An 18,816-nucleotide genomic window follows, 5' to 3' on the forward strand; every position below is an offset into this window, starting at 1 on the left:
CACCGCACCGCGAAGCTAGCACCGCACCGCGAAGCTAGCACCGCCAAATCAGCACCGCCGAAACTAGCACTGCGAACTTGGCTTCACCCAACAAGGGCAGCCATTCCAATGAAACAAACAGGTCAATGTGGCCTGTAAGAAGGCCAAACATTTTGGCCCCTCAATCAGCTTCAAAAAGCGTTGACTTGTCCGCTGGACATGTCCTAATTTCCTCGCGTTGACAACGTTGTCTTCTCTCTGAGGGCGCGTGCGAAGAAGGGCGGGCATGATTTGAAATTGACATTCCTTTCAAGAAAAACACCCAACGGAACATCGAGTTTCAAATACAAAAATAAACGCATTAGGAGAGGCGTTTTCTCCGCCATAACAGCAACCGGCCTGGTTCTTTCAGGCCTTTTTGCGGCAGCCCCGGCGGCCACCGCAAATCCGGGCGATGAGCAATACCGGCCAGCCTACCACTACACGCCGGCGCAAAACTGGATGAACGATCCCAATGGGCTGGTTTACCACAACGGCCTCTACCACCTCTTTTACCAATACAACCCATTCGGAAATACCTGGGGCAACATGTCCTGGGGCCACGCAACCTCAACGGACCTGCTGCATTGGCAGGAGCAACCGTTGGCCATTCCCAACGATGTGGAGCAGGACATTTTCTCCGGAAGCGTGGTGGTTGACACCAACAACACCTCCGGCTTGGGTGGCCCGGGCCAAACTCCGCTGGTCGCCATTTTCACCAGCAATTACAAGGCTCCATCACCGCGGAACGGCACGCAGGCACAATCCCTGGCCTACAGCTTGGACAATGGCCAAACGTGGACCAAGTATTCAGGAAATCCTGTGCTCACCCGCAATACACCCAGCTTCCGCGACCCTAAAGTGTTTTGGTACGACTCACCCCAGGGTGGCTATTGGGTCATGGTGGCAGTCGAGGCGATGGACCACAAAGTTCTGCTTTACAAATCCACCAACCTCAAGAATTGGGACTATCTGAGCGATTTCGGTCCGGAAAATGCCACGGGTGGACAGTGGGAATGCCCGGACCTTTTCCCCCTTCCAGTGGACGGCAACCCCGCCAACACGAAGTGGGTGATGACGGTGAACATCAACCCTGGCGGCGTTGCAGGAGGTTCGGCCGGCCAATACTTTGTGGGCACTTTCGACGGAACCACTTTCCACTCTGAAACCAGCTACAACGGTGACCCGCTGCCAGCGGGAACCCGGATCGCTGACTTCAACGGCGGCAACTACCAGGGGTGGACGGTGAGCAACGAGCCCGGCAACTGGCTTAATGGCCCCTTTGGCTCGGCCCCGGCAACCGGAACCTTGCCCAACCAGAACCCGGTATCCGGCTTCGCTGGAACCGGACTCGTGAATTCCTTCGTCGACGGCGACTGGCCGCTGGGACGGATGGAATCGCCGTCGTTCACTGTCAACAGCCAATACATCAACTTCCTGGTGGGCGGCGGCCGACACCCCCGGATTTCCAACAAGCTGGACAACAATCCACCTGCCGGCGACCTCCTGTTCAACGGCTTCGAGGTGCCGGACGGCACAACGCTTGCCAACGCCGGGTGGACCGGAACTGCGGACCTGGCCCCGAACTTCCAGCCAGCCACCGTTGGCGGCGACTACTACATTGGCGCCAAGAGGGTGAACACCTATGAGACCGGGGGAGCGCCGGGAGACGATCGTCAAGGCACCTTGACTTCTCCCGAGTTCACGGTGACCCGCAACTTCATGAGCATGCTGGTTGGCGGCGGAAACCGTTCGCCTGAATCCGGCCAGACCCTGCAGGTCGAACTACTCATCAATGGCAACGTGGTGCGGACACTGGCGGGGGACAACCAAGGGGCCCTCAACTGGAAGGGCTGGGACGTGTCCCAGTTCCTTGGTCAGCAGGCGCGCATCCGGGTTGTGGACCAGGCCACAGGACCTTGGGGCCACTTGACCCTGGATCACATTATGCTGACCGACCAGTCGGCTGTGCCCCGCTCGGACGAAACCACGGTGAACCTCGTGGTGGATGGCCAAGTTGTCCGCACGGCCACCGGTTCTGACAGTGAAGTCCTGGATTGGGCATCGTGGGACGTTGCCGAGTTCACGGGCCGACAGGCGAAGATCACCATTGTGGATAACAACCGTTTCGGCTGGGGCCACATCCTGGCGGACGAGTTCTTCGCGAGTCCGGAGCCTGCGAGGAAGGGCCTTGAGAACTACGAATGGCTGGACTGGGGCCGAGACTTCTACGCCTCGGTCTCGTTCAACAACGTGCCCGACGGGAAGCGCATCATGCTCGGGTGGATGAACAACTGGGATTACGGCCAAAGTATCCCCACCAGCCCCTGGCGCAGCGCGATGGCACTGCCCCGCGAAGTGTCGCTGGCCCAGACGCCCGCTGGTCCGCGCCTCGTCCAGAAGGCAGTGGACCAGATGGCCACCCTGGCGGGACCGCCGTCCTACACGCAAGGCGCCGGGCCGATGACGGCTGGCACCCAGCCGCTGCCGTCGTCGTCGTGGGGCCAAACGCAGCGGGTTGACATCACCTTCTCGCCCGGGACCGCCGCCACCGCGGGTCTTAGGGTGATGGACGACGACGGAGCCAACGCCACCGTGATCGGTTACGACGCCGGAACGGCCAAGCTTTTCGTCGACCGGAGGAACTCGGGCAATACGTCCTTCAGTTCGGCGTTCCCATCGGTGGAATCGACTGCAGTGGCCCGAGACGCGAATGGCGACATTACGCTCCGCATCTACCTGGACCGATCATCCGTGGAGGTCTTTGCTCAAGGCGGAACTCACACCATCACGGACCAGGTCTTCCCCGTGGCGGGTGCAAACCGAATGGCCCTATTTGCCACCGGCGGCACGGCCCAGCTGAAATCCCTGACGGTCACGCCCTTGGCAGCGGCCATGTTTCAGCCCTAAACATGGGTGGCTGAAAAAGCGACAGTAGCTGAAACAGTAGCTGAAACAGCAGGCAAGGCGGCTGTAGCCCTCCGCATCGAGTTTGTGTACAGCTCGGTCCCCTAAAATCGCACCATAAGGGGACAAACCGTACACAAACTGGCGGCGGCTGCAGCCGCTTTAGTTTGCTGGCGGAATCTCCCCGGAACCCCGCACGATCAATTCCGACGGAACCACGTACCGTTCGGCGGGTTCCCGATCCCCATCGATCCTGGCAAGGATGCGCTCCGCTGCCTTTGCCCCGATGCGGTCGGGATGCTGGGCGATCACCGTGATCCCCGGCTCAACCATGTCAGCCAGCTTGAAATCGTCAAAGCCCACCAAGGCAACCTCATGGCCGCGCCCGGTTTCCCGGAGTGCCCGCATGGCTCCGAAGGTCACCAGGTTCTGGCTGGAGAAGATCGCCGTGGGTGGGTCCTCCGACTGCAGCAAAGCCAGGGCTGCCTGACGCGCCGACTCCTCGTCATGAAGGCCGTCGACGGCGGGAATGGTTGACGTAGCGATTCCCTCGTGACCCAAGGCCTCGAGGAATCCGCGACGTCGCTCGCGGGCAGTCTGGATGTCCGGCCGGTCACCAAGGTAGGCCAGCTTTCGGTGACCGTGCCGCAGCAAATGACGGGCCGCCGTCGCTGCTCCCTCCGCGTTGTCCGTGACAACCGCGTCGGCGTCCAGTCCCACTGGTTCGCGGTCAATGAAAACCAGCGGGAGCTGCCGGGCGGTCTCGGGCATTAGGTAGGCCTGGCTCCTGGCGATAATGGTGAGCACCAATCCGTCAACGCGCCGCCGCAGGAAGGCGGAAACCAAGGCGCGCTCGCGGTCAGCGTCGTCGTCCAGGCTGGAAGCAAACACCGCAATTCCGCGCGGCGCCAGGGCATCCTCGATGGCGCGGTGGATCTCGCCACTGAAGGGGTTGGCCACGCTCGGAAGCAACAGCCCGATGGACTGGGTCCTCCGTCCAGTCCTGCGCAGGTTGCCGGCGTTCAGGTCAAGCTCGTAATTCAGTTGTTCGGTGGCCTGCAGTACGCGCTGCCGGGTGGCTTCAGACACCCCCGGCTCGTCATTCATGACTCGGGACACGGTCTTGATCCCGACGCCGGCCAGCGCCGCTACGTGCCGCATCGTTGGGCGGGCAGGTGGTCCGGATGGGTAACGATTCGACATCGTTGTCAAGTTTCATCTCCTCCTTGTGAAACCCCCTTGACTATATCGTGTGATCTCGATTACACAGGATCTTGACAACGTTGTCAGGCACGCTGGGTGCCCGATCACGACAGGAGATTCAAAGATGAGTTTGACCCCTTCGCGCACGTTGCGCCTGCTCACTGTTGGAGCCGTCCTCACCATCGGAAGCCTGGGATTGACCGCGTGCGGTGGCCCGGCTTCGGGTTCCGGAAACTCTGGTTCATCAGAGAAGATCGGCGTTTCGCTGATCGTCAAAACCACCTCGAATCCGTTCTTTGTGTCGATGCAGGACGGGGCCAAGAAAGCCGCTGAATCCGGCGGCATCGACCTCAAACTCGCCGCGGGCAAAGCCGACGGCGACGAAGACACCCAAATCCAGGCCATCGAAAATGCCATCTCCAAGGGGGACAAAGGCATCCTCATCACGCCCAACGGCCCCGCCGTCGTGGATGCGCTCAAGAAAGCCCGCGACGCAGGCCTCTACACCATCGCACTCGACACGCCGCCGGACCCGGCAAATGCCGTGGACATCACCTTTGCCACGGACAATTTCGCAGCAGGCAAGGCAATTGGCGAGTGGACCGCCGCGCAACTGAACGGCAAAAAGGCTGTCATCGCCCTCATTGACCTCTTCGACGACAAGATCGTGTCCGTTGACTACAACCGGGACCAGGGCTTCCTCAGCGGCCTCGGCATCGACGTCAAGGACAAGGCGAAGAATGGCGACGAGGCCAAGACCGGCAAGTACACCGGCGGCAAAGGCGGCGACTACCAAATCGTCGGCAACAAGGCTTCCAAGGGTGCCGAGGACGGAGGCCGGACGGCGATGGAAACACTGCTTTCACACAACCCGGATGTCAACGTTGTCTACACGATCAACGAGCCTGCTGCCGCCGGTGCTTACGAGGCCCTGAAGTCGGCTGGGAAGGACAAGGACGTTCTAATCGTTTCGGTGGACGGCGGCTGCACCGGCGTCAACAACGTGAAGTCCGGCGTTATCGGAGCCACGGCGCAGCAGTACCCGGTCAAAATGGCCGAGCTCGGCGTCCAGGCGATTGTTGACCTCGCCAAGAGCGGCAAGAAGCCCAGCGTCTCCGAAGGCCTGGACTTTTACAACACCGGCGTAGAACTCGTGACGGACAAAGCGGCCACGGGGGTCAAGAGCATCGACACCGCAGCTGCGTCCAAGATCTGCTGGGGCAAGTAGGAGTGGAGAAAAGCATGACGCAGCAAGCTGAAAGCCCACCTACGCAGGCGCAACAGCAGGAACGAACGGCCAAGCACGTCGACCTGGCTGAGGAATTCCTCGACCGCCAGACCCCGCTGAGCCGCATCCGCAATGTACTTCACCGCTATCCCGCCCTCAGCCCGGCCATTGTGCTGGTCATCTCGGTTGTTGCCTTCGGGTTGCTGAACGATCGCTTCCTCAGGGTGGAGAACCTGTCACTCATCACGCAGCAGGTGGCCGTGGTGGGGACCTTGGCCATCGCACAGACGCTCATCATCCTGACCGCCGGGATCGATCTTTCCGTTGGCGCCGTGATGATCTTGTCCTCCATGGTGGTGGCGCAGCTCGCAGTCCAAAACGGTGTGCCGGGCGGATTGGCACTCGTGGCGGGCCTCGCCGTCGGACTTGCCACCGGGGCCCTAAACGGGTTCCTGGTCACCAAGCTGCGGTTGCCGCCGTTCATTGTCACCTTGGGAACGTTGAACATCTTTGTGGCCCTGACGCTGTTGTATTCCGGCGGCTCGACGGTCCGGGGCTCGGCTATGCCGTCCATCCTGACCTTGCTGGGCAGCACCTTCCCCCTTGGCCCCGTCCGGATCTCCACAGGTGTCTTGGTGATGCTCCTGCTCTATGTGATTGTGGCCTTTGTCCTCAACAAGACCGCCTGGGGCAGGCACGTCTATGCCGTCGGTGACGACAAGGAGGCCGCGCGGCTGGCCGGTATTCCTGTTAACAGGGTCCTCATGAGCGTGTACCTCGTGGCCGGCGCCGTGCTGGCCATCGGCGCCTGGATCCAGATCGGCCGCAGCAACGCGGCCAGCCCCAACGCCGGCGTGGACCTCAACCTCGACTCGATCACCGCCGTCGTGATCGGCGGGACCAGCCTCTTTGGCGGCCGCGGCTCGGTGTGGGGATCGCTCCTGGGCGCGCTGATTGTGGGTGTGTTCCGCAACGGACTGTCCCTCGCCGGACTCGACGTGCTTTACCAGACCCTCGCGGTGGGCATCCTTGTGGTCCTCGCAGTGTCCATCGACCAGTGGATCCGAAAGGTGAAGTCATGACCGCGGCAGAAACGGCAACCCGTCAACCGATCCTCGAGGCCAGGAACCTGGTCAAGACCTTCGGCCGTGTTGTGGGCCTTGATGGCGTCAGCCTCAAGCTGTACCCCGGCGAGGTGCTGGCCATCATCGGCGACAACGGGGCCGGAAAGTCCACGCTCATCAAATGCCTCACTGGCGCCGAGGTCCCGGATTCCGGCGAACTCCTCGTTTCCGGCCAACCCGTGCATTTCAAGCGCCCACAGGATGCCCGCGCCCACGGAATCGAGACCGTCTACCAAAACCTGGCGGTATCGCCCGCACTGGACGTGGCCTCCAACCTCTTCCTGGGCCGTGAGGAGAGGGTCCCGGGGCCGATCGGCAGCGTCCTCCGCGTGTTGGACACCAAGGGTATGCGCCGCAAGGCCCGCGAGGAGCTCACCCGCTTGGGCATCTCCACCCTCCAGGACGTCACGGTTCCGGTGGAGAACCTGTCCGGCGGCCAGCGCCAAGCCGTTGCGGTGGCCCGGGCGGCCGCCTTCGGTTCCAAGGTGGTGGTTTTGGACGAGCCGACGGCGGCACTCGGCGTCCGCGAGTCCAACCAGGTCCTGCAGCTGGTCCGGGACCTCAGGGACCGAGGCCTTCCTGTCATCCTCATCAGCCACAACATGCCGCACGTCTTCGATGTGGCCGACCGCATCCACGTGCAGCGCCTCGGCAAATGCGCGGCTACCATCACGCCGCAAACGCACAGCATGACCGATGCCGTGGCGATCATGACCGGCGCTGCAGCCGCCTAGCGGTCACCGCACCCCCTGCAGCGTATTAAGGTACGACGACGGCGCACGCCAGCTTGCGCCGTCGTCGTACCTTTTCTGCCCGGCCCAATGGTCCCTGGCATATCCCACTACGCCGAGAGGGAACTTTTCCCATTAACTGTGCGTGAATCTCTCGGAACGGTGTATAGCTAGAAGCTGATGAAGCACCACACGCGCGCAGCACGGCGCCGTGCAGCACTACCAGGAGGGACGGGGCCTGCCCCCGGATCAGATGAAAGCTAGGAATTTCTTCAAGGGCCCGGGCATCTGGATTGTTGTCGTCGTCGCCATGCTCCTGCTCGCTTTTGCCACGCTGGCGCCCGGCGGCTCCAGCCGTATCGACACCGTGAAGGGCCTTCAGCTGCTCTCCGAGAGCGGCAAGGTGGAACAGGCCAAGATTTTCGATGCTGAGAATCGTGTGGACCTGGTCCTGAAGGACAACCTGGTCATCGACGGCCAGGACAAGGGCAAGAACGTCCAGTTCTTCTTCGTCTCGGATCGCGGCCCTGACGTGGTCAAGGCCGTCACCAACGCCAACCCGTCCAAGGGCTACACGGACCAGCCGGTAGAGAACAACTGGTTCTCCGGACTGTTCTCCCTGCTGCTTCCGGTACTGCTGCTTGGCGTGCTCTTCTGGTTCCTCCTGTCCCGCATGCAGGGCGGCGGCTCGAAGGTTATGCAGTTCGGCAAATCCAAGGCCAAGATGGTCAACAAGGACATGCCACAGGTGACCTTTTCCGACGTCGCGGGTGCTGACGAGGCCGTGGAGGAGCTGCAGGAAATCAAGGAGTTCCTGCAGGAGCCGACCAAGTTCCAGGCGGTGGGTGCCAAGATCCCCAAGGGCGTGCTGCTGTATGGTCCTCCCGGCACCGGCAAGACCCTGCTGGCCCGCGCGGTTGCCGGCGAGGCGGGCGTGCCGTTCTTCTCGATCTCCGGTTCTGATTTCGTTGAAATGTTCGTAGGCGTGGGTGCGTCCCGCGTCCGCGACCTCTTCGAGCAGGCCAAGTCCAACGCTCCCGCCATCATCTTCGTGGATGAGATCGACGCCGTAGGCCGTCATCGCGGTGCCGGCATTGGCGGCGGTAACGATGAGCGCGAGCAGACACTTAACCAGTTGCTGGTGGAGATGGACGGCTTCGACGTCAAGACCAACGTCATCCTGATCGCCGCCACCAACCGTCCCGACGTCCTGGACCCGGCCCTGTTGCGCCCCGGACGCTTCGACCGCCAGGTTACTGTGGAGGCTCCGGACCTTATTGGCCGTGAACAGATCCTCTCCGTCCACGCCAAGGGCAAGCCCATGGCCAACAACGTGGACCTCAAGGCCGTGGCCAAGAAGACCCCCGGCTACACCGGTGCGGACCTGGCCAACGTGCTCAACGAGGCCGCACTGTTGACCGCGCGTTCCAATGCCAACCTCATTGACGACCGCGCCATGGACGAGGCAATTGACCGCGTCATGGCCGGTCCGCAGAAGCGCAGCCGCGTGATGAAGGAACTCGAGCGGAAGATCACGGCCTACCACGAGGGTGGGCACGCCCTGGTGGCAGCGGCGCTTCGGAATTCCGCCCCGGTCACCAAGATCACCATCCTGCCCCGCGGACGCGCCCTGGGTTACACCATGGTGGTCCCGGAGGATGACAAGTACTCAGTCACCCGCAACGAACTCCTGGACCAGATGGCCTACGCAATGGGTGGGCGTGTGGCCGAAGAGATTGTCTTCCACGACCCGTCCACCGGCGCCTCGAACGACATTGAGAAGGCCACGGCCACGGCCCGCAAGATGGTTACCCAGTACGGCATGAGCGAACGCATCGGTGCCGTGAAGCTGGGCCAGGGTGGCGGCGAGCCGTTCCTTGGCCGCGACATGGCCCAGGAACGCAATTACTCCGATTCCGTGGCCTACATCGTTGACGAGGAAGTACGCCGCCTGATCGACCAGGCACATGACGAGGCATACGCGATCCTCACCGAGAACCGGGACATCCTCGACCGCCTGGCGCTTGAGCTGTTGGAACGCGAGACCCTGAACCAGATGGAAATCGCCGAGATCTTCACCGACGTCCGCAAGCGCGACTTCCGCGAGATCTGGCTGTCCAAGGAAAGCCGTCCTGTCCAGACCATCCCGCCGGTGGAAAGCCCTGCCGAACGGGCGGAACGCAAAGCGCAGGAGGAGGCCCGGGACGCACGGCGGGACGAACCGCTGGATGCACAGCCCCCGCACCCGCAGGGCGTAGGCAGCCAGGAGTCGTTCCGAGGGACCCCGGAGACCGATACCGGGCGCCACGGCTAAGCTTCTAAGCGTGACTCATTTAGACGACGACTTCCAGGAAGTCGTGGGCGAACCTGCCCACGACGCCCACGGCCATGGGCACCATAAGGTGGATCGCCCCCGCATTGAGGCAGCAGTTCGCGAGATCCTGCTGGCGATCGGGGAGGATCCGGACCGCAGTGGCCTGAAGGAAACACCACGGCGCGTGGCAAAGGCCTACGCCGAGGTGTTTGCCGGCTTGCACCATGATCCGGCCGCCGTCTTGTCCACCACGTTCGACCTTGACCACGAGGAGCTTGTGCTGGTCAAGGACATCCCCTTCTACTCCACCTGCGAGCACCACCTGGTGCCGTTCCACGGGGTCGCACACGTCGGGTACATCCCGTCGCACGACGGCCGCGTGACCGGGCTGAGCAAGCTGGCCCGGTTGGTGGATATTTATGCCCGTCGCCCGCAGGTCCAGGAGCGTCTCACCACCCAGATCGTCGAGGCTCTCGTGACGCACCTTAAGCCTCGGGGGGCAATCGTCGTCGTCGAATGCGAACACATGTGCATGTCGATGCGCGGCATCCGCAAGCCTGGCGCGAAGACCGTGACCAGCGCCGTCCGCGGACAACTCCATGACCCGGCCACCCGCGCCGAAGCCATGAGCCTCATACTCGGAAGGTAAAGCTAACGATGGACTCCCTCGCAGCAGCACCCGGAACCGGCCCCGCCACGAGCCCCTTGCCGGTTATCCGCAAACCCCGCCCGGCCGCCACTTTCGAAGGACTCCCCAAGGACCGCACGCTGGTAATGGGAATCCTCAACGTTACGCCAGACTCATTCAGCGATGGAGGACAGTACAAGGACACCGACTCGGCTATCGCGGCCGGACTCCGGATGTTCTACTCGGGCGCAGACATTATCGATGTCGGGGGCGAATCAACCCGCCCCGGCGCCGAGGAAGTGACACCTGAGGAAGAACAGCGCCGCATCCTCCCGGTCATCCGCGCCCTGGTGAAGGCCGGAGCACTGGTTTCCGTCGACACCACCCACACATCCACCGCCGCCGCGGCCATCGAGGCCGGCGCCGCCATCATCAACGATGTCTCCGGACTCACCATCGAACCGGACATGCCTGAACTGGTGGCCCGCACCAAAGTGCCCTACATCCTGACGCACCGTCGGGGTGACGCCAAGACCATGGACAGCCTTACGGATTACGACAACGTGGCGGCTGACGTAGTGGAAGAGCTCAAGGGTGTCCGTGACAAGCTCTACGCGGCCGGCGTCGCACCGGAGCAGATCATCGTGGATCCCGGCCTTGGTTTTGCCAAGAACGAGGCGCAGAACTGGGAATTGATGCGCAACATCCACCAGCTCCAGGACCTCGGCCACAAAGTCCTCGTTGCGGCTTCCCGCAAGCGCTTCCTTGGCACCCTCCTGTCCGTGGCCGGCAAGGCCGCCGCACCGGAGGAAAGGGACGCGGCAACAGCCGCCCTCACCGCAATCAGCGCGGCCAAGGGCGTGTGGGCCGTGCGGGTGCACGACGTCGGTCCAAGCCTGGACGCCGTGAAGGTCGCCGCGCGACTTAGGCACTAAAGGGGGATTGACGCGCACGTGGACAGAATTACGCTGACCGGAATCACCGCCGTCGGACACCACGGCGTGTTTGATTTTGAGCGCCGCGAAGGCCAGCCCTTCGTCGTCGACGCCGTCCTGTACACGGATTTCACCAAGGCTGCGGAGACCGACGACCTGCAGCACACAGCCCACTACGGCGAGGTGGCCGAGCTCATCACCTCGCACATCACGGGAGAGCCGCTGAACCTCATCGAGGCCCTTGCGGTACGTATTGCAGAAGACGTTTTGGCCAATTATTCCGTGGCCGCCGTTGACGTCACCGTTCACAAGCCAAAGGCACCAATCGAGGTGCCGTTTGGCGACGTCACGGTGAGCGTCCACCGGGAGCGAACATGAGTACGTACCGCAAGGCCATCCTGGCCCTCGGCAGCAACCTCGGTGAGCGGGCCGACACCCTCGCCACTGCCGTTGCCGACCTCACCTCCCGGCCAGAGGTCCAGTTGCTGGGGGAGTCGCCAGTTGTCCAAACCAAGCCTGTTGGCGGCCCGGAAGGACAGCCGGACTTCCTCAACATGGTTGTCGCAATCCAGACGAGCCTCGAGCCACTGGAATTGCTGGCCCACTGCCATGAAGTGGAACAGAAACATCACCGGATGCGCGAAGTCCGCTGGGGTCCGCGTACCCTCGACGTGGACATCATCGTTTACGACGACGTCCGTAGCGACGATCCCCAGTTGACGCTCCCGCACCCCCGGGCGGCCCAGCGAGCGTTTGTGTTGTATCCGTGGTCGCTTCTGGACCCGTCCGCAGAACTCGACGGACAGAAAGTCGCTGAACTCGCCGCCAAGGCGGCCGACATGGGTGACATCCGCCCTGTCACTGAAGGCGCTGCAGACCCCGCCCAAGCCAACACTTCGGCAGGGCAGCCATGAAACCAACGCGCATCCTGGTGCTCGCAGTCGTCGCGGTAATCCTCGCCGCGGGCGGCTGGCTGGCCACGCTTCTCGGCACGCGCTACGGCGCGGCGACGCCGGTGCTTCCGCCGTCGGGCCTGGTCACCATGGGCGTTATTGCCGCGCTGACACTCATCCTGGGCCTGCGGATCCTGCGTTGGCGGACCGCTAAAAAGAAAACCTTGCTCAACCCGCTCTTCGCGGTAACCACATTGCTCTTGGCCCAGTCGTGCGCCTATGCGGGAGCCGTGCTGCTGGGCTGGCACGCGGGCGTCATCCTCGACCTGCTGCGCGTTTGGAACCTCCGCAACGACTTGGACATCTTCTGGCTGGCGGTCGCAATGGGCAGCGGTGGCCTGGTGATGGTCATTGTGGGCCTGATTGTGGAACGGTTCTGCCGGATCCCGCCGGAAGATACCAATGCGGAGGGCCAAGGCCGCTCGGGCCCGCAGCGGCAGTCCAAGGGCGAGGGGGAGTATGCCTACCGAGGCGATTGATCCTCCCGGTATTCAGTGGCTGCGGGTATCTCCTACATACGTTACGGTTCGGCTGGTGGAGTGGGTAGTTGGCAACCTCCTGGCGGTGGCACTTTTCAGTGTTCCGCTGCTGTTGGTGCTGCTGGGTGCCTGGAGGTGGCTGCCGCTATGGCTGGCTGTTGCGCTGCCCGCCGGCATGTTCCTGCTGGCGTTGTGGCGGCTGGTACTTATTCCCCGCCAGGTCCGGGCCATTGGCTACGCCGAGCGCGACGACGACCTGCTGATCCGCCGCGGCATTTTCTTCCAGCGCGTCCTGGTGGTTCCTTATGGCCGGATGCAATATGTCGACGTCTCGGTTGGCCCGGTGGAGAGGGGCCTTGGCCTCTGCACCATCAAGCTGCACACGGCCTCAGTTGCCACCAGCGCACAGATTCCCGGCCTGCCCGCCGCTGAAGGCGCACGGCTGCGTGAGCAATTGACCGCCCGAGGCGAAGCCCGGCTGGCTGGACTGTGACGGAACCAAACCCAACGCCCGCCAGTTCAGCGCCCGACGACGACTGGCAGCGTGTCCACCCCGCCTCGCCGTTTGTACGCGGCTGGTTCGCGCTTGCGGCGTTTGCCTACTTCTTCGGCCGCGACACCCTGGAACGGATGCTCCAGGGTAGGCCGCTCATCGATGACTACCTCAACGCCCGCGTGCTCTGGCTTGCATTGGGCGGTGCGGCCCTGCTTCTCCTGACCGTGGTGGGCTTCGTGCTGAGCTGGTTCTTCACGCGCTATCAGGTGTCCGGCGGCTATGTGCGAGTCACCTCCGGCCTGCTGTTCCGCCAGCACCGGCAGGCCCGTCTTGACCGCGTCCAGGCCATCGACATCGTCCAACCGTTGCTGGCCCGGATCTTTGGGCTCGCGGAACTGAAGTTCGAAGTGGCCGACGCCGGCGAGTCCGCCGTGCGCCTGGCTTACCTCAGGTTGAAGGACGCCAAGCAGTTGAGGGCAACCATCCTGGCCCGCGCTTCTGGTGCAGAAACAACGACGGCGGCTCGCGTAATCGGAGCAGGTCCGCCCGCCGTTCAACGCATACAGGGCGCACCCGGTGCCGCTGGCCCCCACGGTGACCTAGCCGGAATCGACGGTTCAGGGGCCGAGCCCGGCCACGCCCCGGCGAGCGGGACAGAACCTGCTCCTGCGTCGTTGGGTCCCGGCTTGCCTGGATCTCAGATACCTGCCAGTGTTGCGCCGACCCTCCTGCCACGTGAGGCCCCCGAGTGGCGTGTGCTGACTGTGCCGCCTCAACGCCTCTTGGGATCGCTCGTGCTCAGCGAGCAGACGGTCTTCATCGTCCTGGGCGCTGCGACTTCCGTGGTGGTGTCGGTGCTGACTGAAAGTGTCGCTTTTGCCTTTGCCCTGATTCCCGCCATCCTGGGTATCGCCGCGAATTACTGGGGCTCGTTCAACCGGGGGTTCAACTTCACGGCCGCAATTTCTCCCGACGGCATCCGGCTCCGCTACGGGCTCCTGGATACCCGCGCGCAGACGCTGCCGCCAGGACGTATCCAGGCGATCAAGATCCACCAGCCACCCCTATGGCGGCTGCTGGGCTGGTACCGGATGCAGGTAAACGTGGCAGGGTACGGCGGCCCGAGTGCCGCGAGCGAGAGCAGCTCGCGGACGATGCTGCTTCCGGTGGGGCTCAAGAACGACGTGTTCGCGATGCTGTCCCTTGTCCTGCCCGACCCCGGAACCGGGCAACCGGACGAGGTTTTCACCGCGGGCATGGCGGGCCTGGGCGGACGGTCAGGCGTATTCGACGGCGGCTTCGTGATCACACCGCGGCGGGCCCGCCTCATCGCACCGTTGGGCTGGCGGCGCAACGGCTTTACCGCCACTGACACTGCGCTCCTCCTACGGTCGGGCCGATGGTGGCGGGAACTCGTCGTCGTCCCCCACCAACGCACCCAGTCCATGGCGCTACAGCAGGGACCGATCGCACGGCGCTTCGGCGTTGCCGACGTCGTACTCCACACCACTCCGGGACCGGTGACCGCTAGGCTAATCCAGGCGGACGTCGAAGCTGCGTTGGCGCTCTTCGACGCCCAAGCCGCGCGTGCCCGTGAGGCCCGCAGCCGGCAGACCAGCGAACAATGGCTTGCCCAGGTGGCTCCCGCCCACGTGCCCAGCAGCCCACAGACCCAGGAAGGACCGCAGCATGGTTAGGCCAGGACGACTCGGCGTCGGAGTCATTGGAGCCGGCAAGGTGGGCGCTGTCCTCGGTGCCGCCCTGCGCGCTGCCGAGCACGCCGTCGTCGGTGTTTCCGCGGTTTCCGAAGCGAGCCGGGAGCGGGCTGAAATCCTGCTCCCCGGCGTCCCCATCCTGGAGATCCAGGACATTGTGGAACGCTCCGAGCTGGTCTTGTTGGCGGTGCCGGACGACTCCCTTGCTGAGTTGGTGCAGGGGCTCGCCACTCTGGGTGCCTGGCAGCCAGGACAGTTAGTGGCCCACACTTCGGGTCGTCACGGCGTTGGGGTTCTTCAGCCGATCCGTGCCGTGGGAGCTATTCCGCTGGCGCTGCACCCGGCCATGACCTTCACAGGCATGAGCCTGGACCTTGCCCGACTCATGGACTGCACCTTTGGCGTCACCGCCGATCCTGCGATGCTTCCCATCGCACAGGCCTTGGTGGTCGAAATGGGTGCCGAGCCGGTAGTGATCGCGGAGGCGGACCGCACGCTGTACCACGCGGCGCTGGCCCACGGCTCCAATCACCTCGTAACGCTCGTGGCGCAGGCCGCCGAGCTGCTCCGCAGCGTTGGCGTCGAAGCGCCCGACCGCATGCTGGGACCACTGCTGCGAGCCACGCTGGAAAATGCCCTCGCCTCCGGTGAGTCCGCCCTGACCGGGCCGGTGGCCCGGGGCGATGTGGGCACCGTTTCCGCCCACGCGGCGGCCCTTGCGGAGTACGACGGCGGTGCGGACGGTGACGTGCTCCGCGCCTATGTGGCCATGGCTCGCGCGACGGCCCGCCGCGCAGGCGATCGAGGCCTTCTTCGGCCGTCGACCGTTGGGCAGTTGGATGAGGCCATAAGTGCCGCCGCCCCACCAAGCAAGGGTGCCCGGCCCAGCGATGGTGCCCCGTCGAGCGATGGTGCCCCGCCCAGCGATGGTGCCCCGCCCAGCAAGGGTGCCCCGCCCAGCGATGGTGCCCCGCCCAGCGATGGTGCCCCGCCCCAGGAAGGACGCTGACCCATGCCCATTAAGCTCGTCACCACCGTGGCAGAGTTCCGCGATGAGAGTGCCCGCTTGTTGCGGGAGAAGAAGGGCTCATCGCAGGGCCTAGTCCCCACCATGGGCGCCCTCCACTCGGGGCATGCAGCACTTGCCCGGACGGCCGTGGCCCAGAACGACGTCGTTGCCGCTTCGATCTTCGTCAACCCGCTACAGTTCGGCGAAGCGGCCGACTTGGACCGCTATCCGCGCACGCTCGATGCCGATTTGGCTCTGCTCGACAGCGAAGGCGTCCACGTTGCCTTTGCACCGTCCGTTGACGAGGTCTACCCGGGCGGCCAGCCGCTTGTCCGCGTCACCTCCGGGCCGCTCGGCAACCGATGGGAAGGCGCTTCGCGCCCCGGACACTTCGACGGCGCCCTCACCGTGGTTGCCAAACTGCTCCACTACGGCCTTCCAGGTTCCGCACACGACGGCGGCAGGGCGGCCTACCGTGCCTACTTCGGGCAGAAAGACGCCCAGCAGTTGGCGCTGGTGCGGCGCATGGTTACCGACCTCAGCTTTCCCGTCGACATTGTCGCGGTGCCCACAGTGCGCGACGAGGACGGCCTGGCCCTCTCCAGTCGAAACCGCTTCCTCTCCGCGGACCAGCGCGACGCGGCGCTTGTGCTGTCCCGTGCACTCCGCCTGCTTGAGTCCCGCGCGAACGCCAACGAGCCGCTCGACCTGGACTCGGCAGTCGCCTTGGTAGCGTCCCAGCCGCTGGTTGCGCTGGACTATTTCGACGTCGTCGATCCCCTTACCCTGGAGCCGCTCGCCGAGAACTGTCGTGAGACTCCGTTTAGGGGTGAAGCACTGGCCCTTATCGCAGCCAAGGTGGGCCCGGTGCGGCTCATCGACAATGTCCCGTTGAGCTCGTAAAGCCGTTGCGGAGTTATCTATCAGTTTTCCCGTGACGGGAATGGCTTGGCGTCCTAGAATGTTTAGGTCTATGTCAACGGCGCTGACTGCCGGCCTTCATCCAAATCATCCGGGGGACTTTTATGCCTAGCGACGTCACGTCTGATTCCTCATCCCAAAGCGCTGCCGGATCGGTAGACGCTGCCACTCGCGACGCCGCCACGACGGGTGACGCGATGGTTGTCGACGCAACTGCCCACCAAGCCGCAGTCGATGTAACGACTTCCAGCCGGATGTCGCGTGAGTCTGTCACCGTCATCGTCACCCTGTTGGTGGCAACGTTCGTCGTGATCCTCAACGAAACCATCATGAACGTCGCCCTGCAACGGCTCATGACCGATCTCCACATCGATGCGCCAACCGTCCAGTGGCTTGCCACGGGCTTCATGTTGACCATGGCTGTGGTCATTCCCACCACAGGCTTCATCCTGCAGCGGCTCACAACGCGCGCTGTGTTCCTGCTGGCGATGGGTCTCTTCAGCGGCGGCACACTGCTGGCTACACTCGCGCCTGGTTTTGAAGTGTTGCTGCTGGCACGCATTGTCCAAGCAGGCGGCACCGCCATCATGCTGCCGCTGCTGATGACCACCATACTGACGCTCGTGCCGCTTTCCCGCCGCGGAGCTGTGATGGGCAACGTCACCATTGCAATCTCGGTGGCTCCAGCCCTTGGCCCCACAGTGTCCGGGATCATCTTGGACCACTTCTCTTGGCGGTTCATGTTCGGCTTCGTTTTGCCTGTGGCGCTGGCTGCCCTGGCTATCGGTGCCCGTTTCCTGACCAACGTCGGGGAGCGCAATGCCGCCACGCTGGACTTCCTCTCGGTTGTCCTCACGGTTCCTGCCTTCGGCGGTGTCGTTTACGGACTTAGCCAGATAGGTGGCCACGGCGGTTCCGGCTCAGGCGCGGCACCGGTGATCGCACTGGTGGTTGGCGTGGTGTGCCTCGTGGTGTTTGTGCTGAGGCAGTTGAAGCTGCAGAAGTCGGATGCACCGCTTCTTGATCTGCGGGCTTTCAACTTCCGTATGTTCACGGTGTCCACGCTTCTGATGGTCGTGGCAATGATGGCGCTCTTTGGCGGGGTGATCCTCCTTCCGCTGTATCTTCAGAACACCCTGCACCTCCAGCCGATGGAAACCGGGCTCGCCCTCCTGCCCGGCGGACTTGCCATGGGTCTGCTTGGACCCGTCATTGGACGCCTGTTCGATAAAGTCGGCCCCCTTCCCCTCACGGTCAGTGGATCAGTCCTCATGGTGTTGACCCTCTGGCAGTTCTCGCTGCTAAATGACCAGAGTGCCCTCTGGTGGGTGATTGTCCTGCACGTCGTGCTGAGCTTCGGCCTGGCCTTGCTGTTTACACCGGCGTTCACCACGGGTCTGAACCCCCTCCCGCCGCATCTCTACTCACACGGTTCCGCCATCATGAGCACTCTGCAGCAGGTGGCAGGGGCGGCGGGCACAGCCTTGCTGGTATCGGTATTCGCTGTGGTTTCCGCGGCATCCGGAATCGTAGCGGGCATGCAGGCCGCGTTCTTTGTTGCGACAGTCATTTCTGTTGTCGCGGTTGTGCTCGCAGCCATGATGCGACGCACCGAAGGTGCGGGGCACGGGCACTAGCACGTTTCCGCTCATACCGCCGCGAGGTGGCAGGTCGTTCACATGGCCTGCCACCTCGCGGCGTTTCTGCGCCCGGAAGCGGGGGGTGTTGGCGGGTGGTTGTCCTGCGGTCCGGGAGTCGCGGGAGTGGGGGGGTGTTGGCGGGTGGTTGTCCTGCGGCTCGGGCGTTTGCCGGGAGTGGGGGGGTGTTGCCGGGCGGCTGTCCCGCCGCCCGGGTGTCCAGGGAAGTGGGGGCATCGCCGGGCGGCAGACCGACACTCGGCACGTAAGTACGTTCCCAAAACCCGCAAGCTCGGGTACGAACGCTCGGCTTGCGCCCCGCGGTAGGAATCTGTGACGGGGTTCATAGTGGCGTATTTCTTGTTGGTTGGGCTGGGTTGGCCGGGGATTCCGCGTGTTTTGGGCGTTTTTGGGGTGGTTGGTGGTGGATTTGTGCGGGGCTGGTGGGGCGTGTATTGTTTTCTGAGTCGCCGCCGCTGGTGCGGAAAAATAGCGACGAATCCCCTTTCAAACGGAAG

16 protein-coding genes are annotated in these 18,816 nt (G+C 63.6%); 15 read left to right on the forward strand and 1 reads right to left on the reverse strand.

Going from position 1 to position 18,816, the window contains the following annotated elements:
• Window positions 1–480: 480 nt before the first annotated feature.
• Window positions 481–2,928, forward strand: coding sequence for a GH32 C-terminal domain-containing protein (locus LD110_RS20630; protein WP_374200375.1), 2,448 nt, complete (start codon window positions 481–483; stop codon window positions 2,926–2,928).
• Window positions 2,929–3,087: 159 nt separating this feature from the next.
• Here LD110_RS20630 and LD110_RS20635 read toward each other — a convergent pair whose 3' ends face one another.
• A complete protein-coding gene (locus LD110_RS20635) occupies window positions 3,088–4,086 on the reverse strand; it encodes a LacI family DNA-binding transcriptional regulator (protein ID WP_225501770.1) in 999 nt (332 codons plus the stop codon).
• A gap of 166 nt (window positions 4,087–4,252) precedes the next feature.
• On the opposite strand from LD110_RS20635, the gene LD110_RS20640 reads away from it, so the two are divergent.
• From LD110_RS20640 to LD110_RS20705, 14 genes are all read left to right on the forward strand, one after another.
• Complete coding sequence (locus LD110_RS20640; protein WP_225501734.1) at window positions 4,253–5,356, forward strand: substrate-binding domain-containing protein; 1,104 nt, start codon at window positions 4,253–4,255, stop codon at window positions 5,354–5,356.
• Window positions 5,357–5,370: 14 nt separating this feature from the next.
• Window positions 5,371–6,438 carry an ABC transporter permease gene (locus LD110_RS20645; RefSeq protein ID WP_225501736.1) on the forward strand — a complete coding sequence of 356 codons (1,068 nt, stop codon included), beginning with the start codon at window positions 5,371–5,373 and terminating at the stop codon, window positions 6,436–6,438.
• The gene (locus LD110_RS20650; protein ID WP_225501738.1) at window positions 6,435–7,214 is read left to right on the forward strand and encodes an ATP-binding cassette domain-containing protein; all 780 of its coding nucleotides are present in this window, start codon (window positions 6,435–6,437) and stop codon (window positions 7,212–7,214) included. The genes LD110_RS20645 and LD110_RS20650 overlap by 4 nt, the downstream gene beginning before the upstream one ends.
• Before the next feature lie 250 nt (window positions 7,215–7,464).
• Window positions 7,465–9,525 carry an ATP-dependent zinc metalloprotease FtsH gene (gene ftsH / locus LD110_RS20655; protein WP_225501740.1) on the forward strand — a complete coding sequence of 687 codons (2,061 nt, stop codon included), beginning with the start codon at window positions 7,465–7,467 and terminating at the stop codon, window positions 9,523–9,525.
• Between the two features lie 10 nt (window positions 9,526–9,535).
• On the forward strand, window positions 9,536–10,174 hold the full coding sequence (folE, locus tag LD110_RS20660) for a GTP cyclohydrolase I FolE (protein WP_374200376.1): 639 nt from the start codon (window positions 9,536–9,538) through the stop codon (window positions 10,172–10,174).
• 8 nt (window positions 10,175–10,182) lie between these two features.
• Window positions 10,183–11,088, forward strand: a complete 906-nt coding sequence (folP, locus tag LD110_RS20665; protein ID WP_225501742.1) for a dihydropteroate synthase — start codon at window positions 10,183–10,185, stop codon at window positions 11,086–11,088.
• A gap of 18 nt (window positions 11,089–11,106) precedes the next feature.
• Window positions 11,107–11,466, forward strand: coding sequence for a dihydroneopterin aldolase (gene folB / locus LD110_RS20670; RefSeq protein ID WP_225501744.1), 360 nt, complete (start codon window positions 11,107–11,109; stop codon window positions 11,464–11,466).
• Entirely contained in the window at window positions 11,463–12,002 is a 540-nt protein-coding gene (gene folK, locus LD110_RS20675; protein WP_225501746.1) for a 2-amino-4-hydroxy-6-hydroxymethyldihydropteridine diphosphokinase, read from the forward strand. The genes folB and folK overlap by 4 nt, the downstream gene beginning before the upstream one ends.
• Window positions 11,999–12,520, forward strand: a complete 522-nt coding sequence (locus LD110_RS20680) for a DUF3180 domain-containing protein (protein ID WP_225501748.1) — start codon at window positions 11,999–12,001, stop codon at window positions 12,518–12,520. Before folK ends, LD110_RS20680 begins: the two co-directional genes overlap by 4 nt.
• Window positions 12,501–13,013, forward strand: coding sequence for a PH domain-containing protein (locus LD110_RS20685; protein WP_225501751.1), 513 nt, complete (start codon window positions 12,501–12,503; stop codon window positions 13,011–13,013). Before LD110_RS20680 ends, LD110_RS20685 begins: the two co-directional genes overlap by 20 nt.
• Window positions 13,010–14,713: a PH domain-containing protein gene (locus LD110_RS20690; RefSeq protein WP_225501753.1), complete on the forward strand. Its 1,704-nt coding sequence runs from the start codon at window positions 13,010–13,012 to the stop codon at window positions 14,711–14,713. Before LD110_RS20685 ends, LD110_RS20690 begins: the two co-directional genes overlap by 4 nt.
• Window positions 14,706–15,740 carry a Rossmann-like and DUF2520 domain-containing protein gene (locus tag LD110_RS20695; RefSeq protein ID WP_225501755.1) on the forward strand — a complete coding sequence of 345 codons (1,035 nt, stop codon included), beginning with the start codon at window positions 14,706–14,708 and terminating at the stop codon, window positions 15,738–15,740. Before LD110_RS20690 ends, LD110_RS20695 begins: the two co-directional genes overlap by 8 nt.
• A gap of 3 nt (window positions 15,741–15,743) precedes the next feature.
• On the forward strand, window positions 15,744–16,643 hold the full coding sequence (gene panC / locus LD110_RS20700; protein ID WP_225501756.1) for a pantoate--beta-alanine ligase: 900 nt from the start codon (window positions 15,744–15,746) through the stop codon (window positions 16,641–16,643).
• Between the two features lie 215 nt (window positions 16,644–16,858).
• Window positions 16,859–18,298 (forward strand): MDR family MFS transporter, encoded by a 1,440-nt coding sequence (locus LD110_RS20705; RefSeq protein WP_374200378.1) that lies wholly within the window; start codon window positions 16,859–16,861, stop codon window positions 18,296–18,298.
• The last annotated feature ends 518 nt before the right edge of the window (window positions 18,299–18,816 follow it).

Source organism: Arthrobacter sp. M4 (assembly GCF_020251205.1).
Lineage (GTDB): Bacteria > Actinomycetota > Actinomycetes > Actinomycetales > Micrococcaceae > Arthrobacter.

Bases quoted from the DNA above. Each gene is read 5' to 3' on its own strand.
- LD110_RS20630 (WP_374200375.1), top strand. From the start codon at position 481: ATGAACGATCCCAATGGGCTGGTTTACCACAACGGCCTCTACCACCTC.
- LD110_RS20635 (WP_225501770.1), bottom strand. From the start codon at position 4,086: ATGCGGCACGTAGCGGCGCTGGCCGGCGTCGGGATCAAGACCGTGTCC.
- LD110_RS20640 (WP_225501734.1), top strand. From the start codon at position 4,253: ATGAGTTTGACCCCTTCGCGCACGTTGCGCCTGCTCACTGTTGGAGCC.
- LD110_RS20645 (WP_225501736.1), top strand. From the start codon at position 5,371: ATGACGCAGCAAGCTGAAAGCCCACCTACGCAGGCGCAACAGCAGGAA.
- LD110_RS20650 (WP_225501738.1), top strand. From the start codon at position 6,435: ATGACCGCGGCAGAAACGGCAACCCGTCAACCGATCCTCGAGGCCAGG.
- ftsH (WP_225501740.1), top strand. From the start codon at position 7,465: ATGAAAGCTAGGAATTTCTTCAAGGGCCCGGGCATCTGGATTGTTGTC.
- folP (WP_225501742.1), top strand. From the start codon at position 10,183: ATGGACTCCCTCGCAGCAGCACCCGGAACCGGCCCCGCCACGAGCCCC.
- folK (WP_225501746.1), top strand. From the start codon at position 11,463: ATGAGTACGTACCGCAAGGCCATCCTGGCCCTCGGCAGCAACCTCGGT.
- LD110_RS20680 (WP_225501748.1), top strand. From the start codon at position 11,999: ATGAAACCAACGCGCATCCTGGTGCTCGCAGTCGTCGCGGTAATCCTC.
- LD110_RS20685 (WP_225501751.1), top strand. From the start codon at position 12,501: ATGCCTACCGAGGCGATTGATCCTCCCGGTATTCAGTGGCTGCGGGTA.
- LD110_RS20695 (WP_225501755.1), top strand. From the start codon at position 14,706: ATGGTTAGGCCAGGACGACTCGGCGTCGGAGTCATTGGAGCCGGCAAG.
- panC (WP_225501756.1), top strand. From the start codon at position 15,744: ATGCCCATTAAGCTCGTCACCACCGTGGCAGAGTTCCGCGATGAGAGT.
- LD110_RS20705 (WP_374200378.1), top strand. From the start codon at position 16,859: ATGGTTGTCGACGCAACTGCCCACCAAGCCGCAGTCGATGTAACGACT.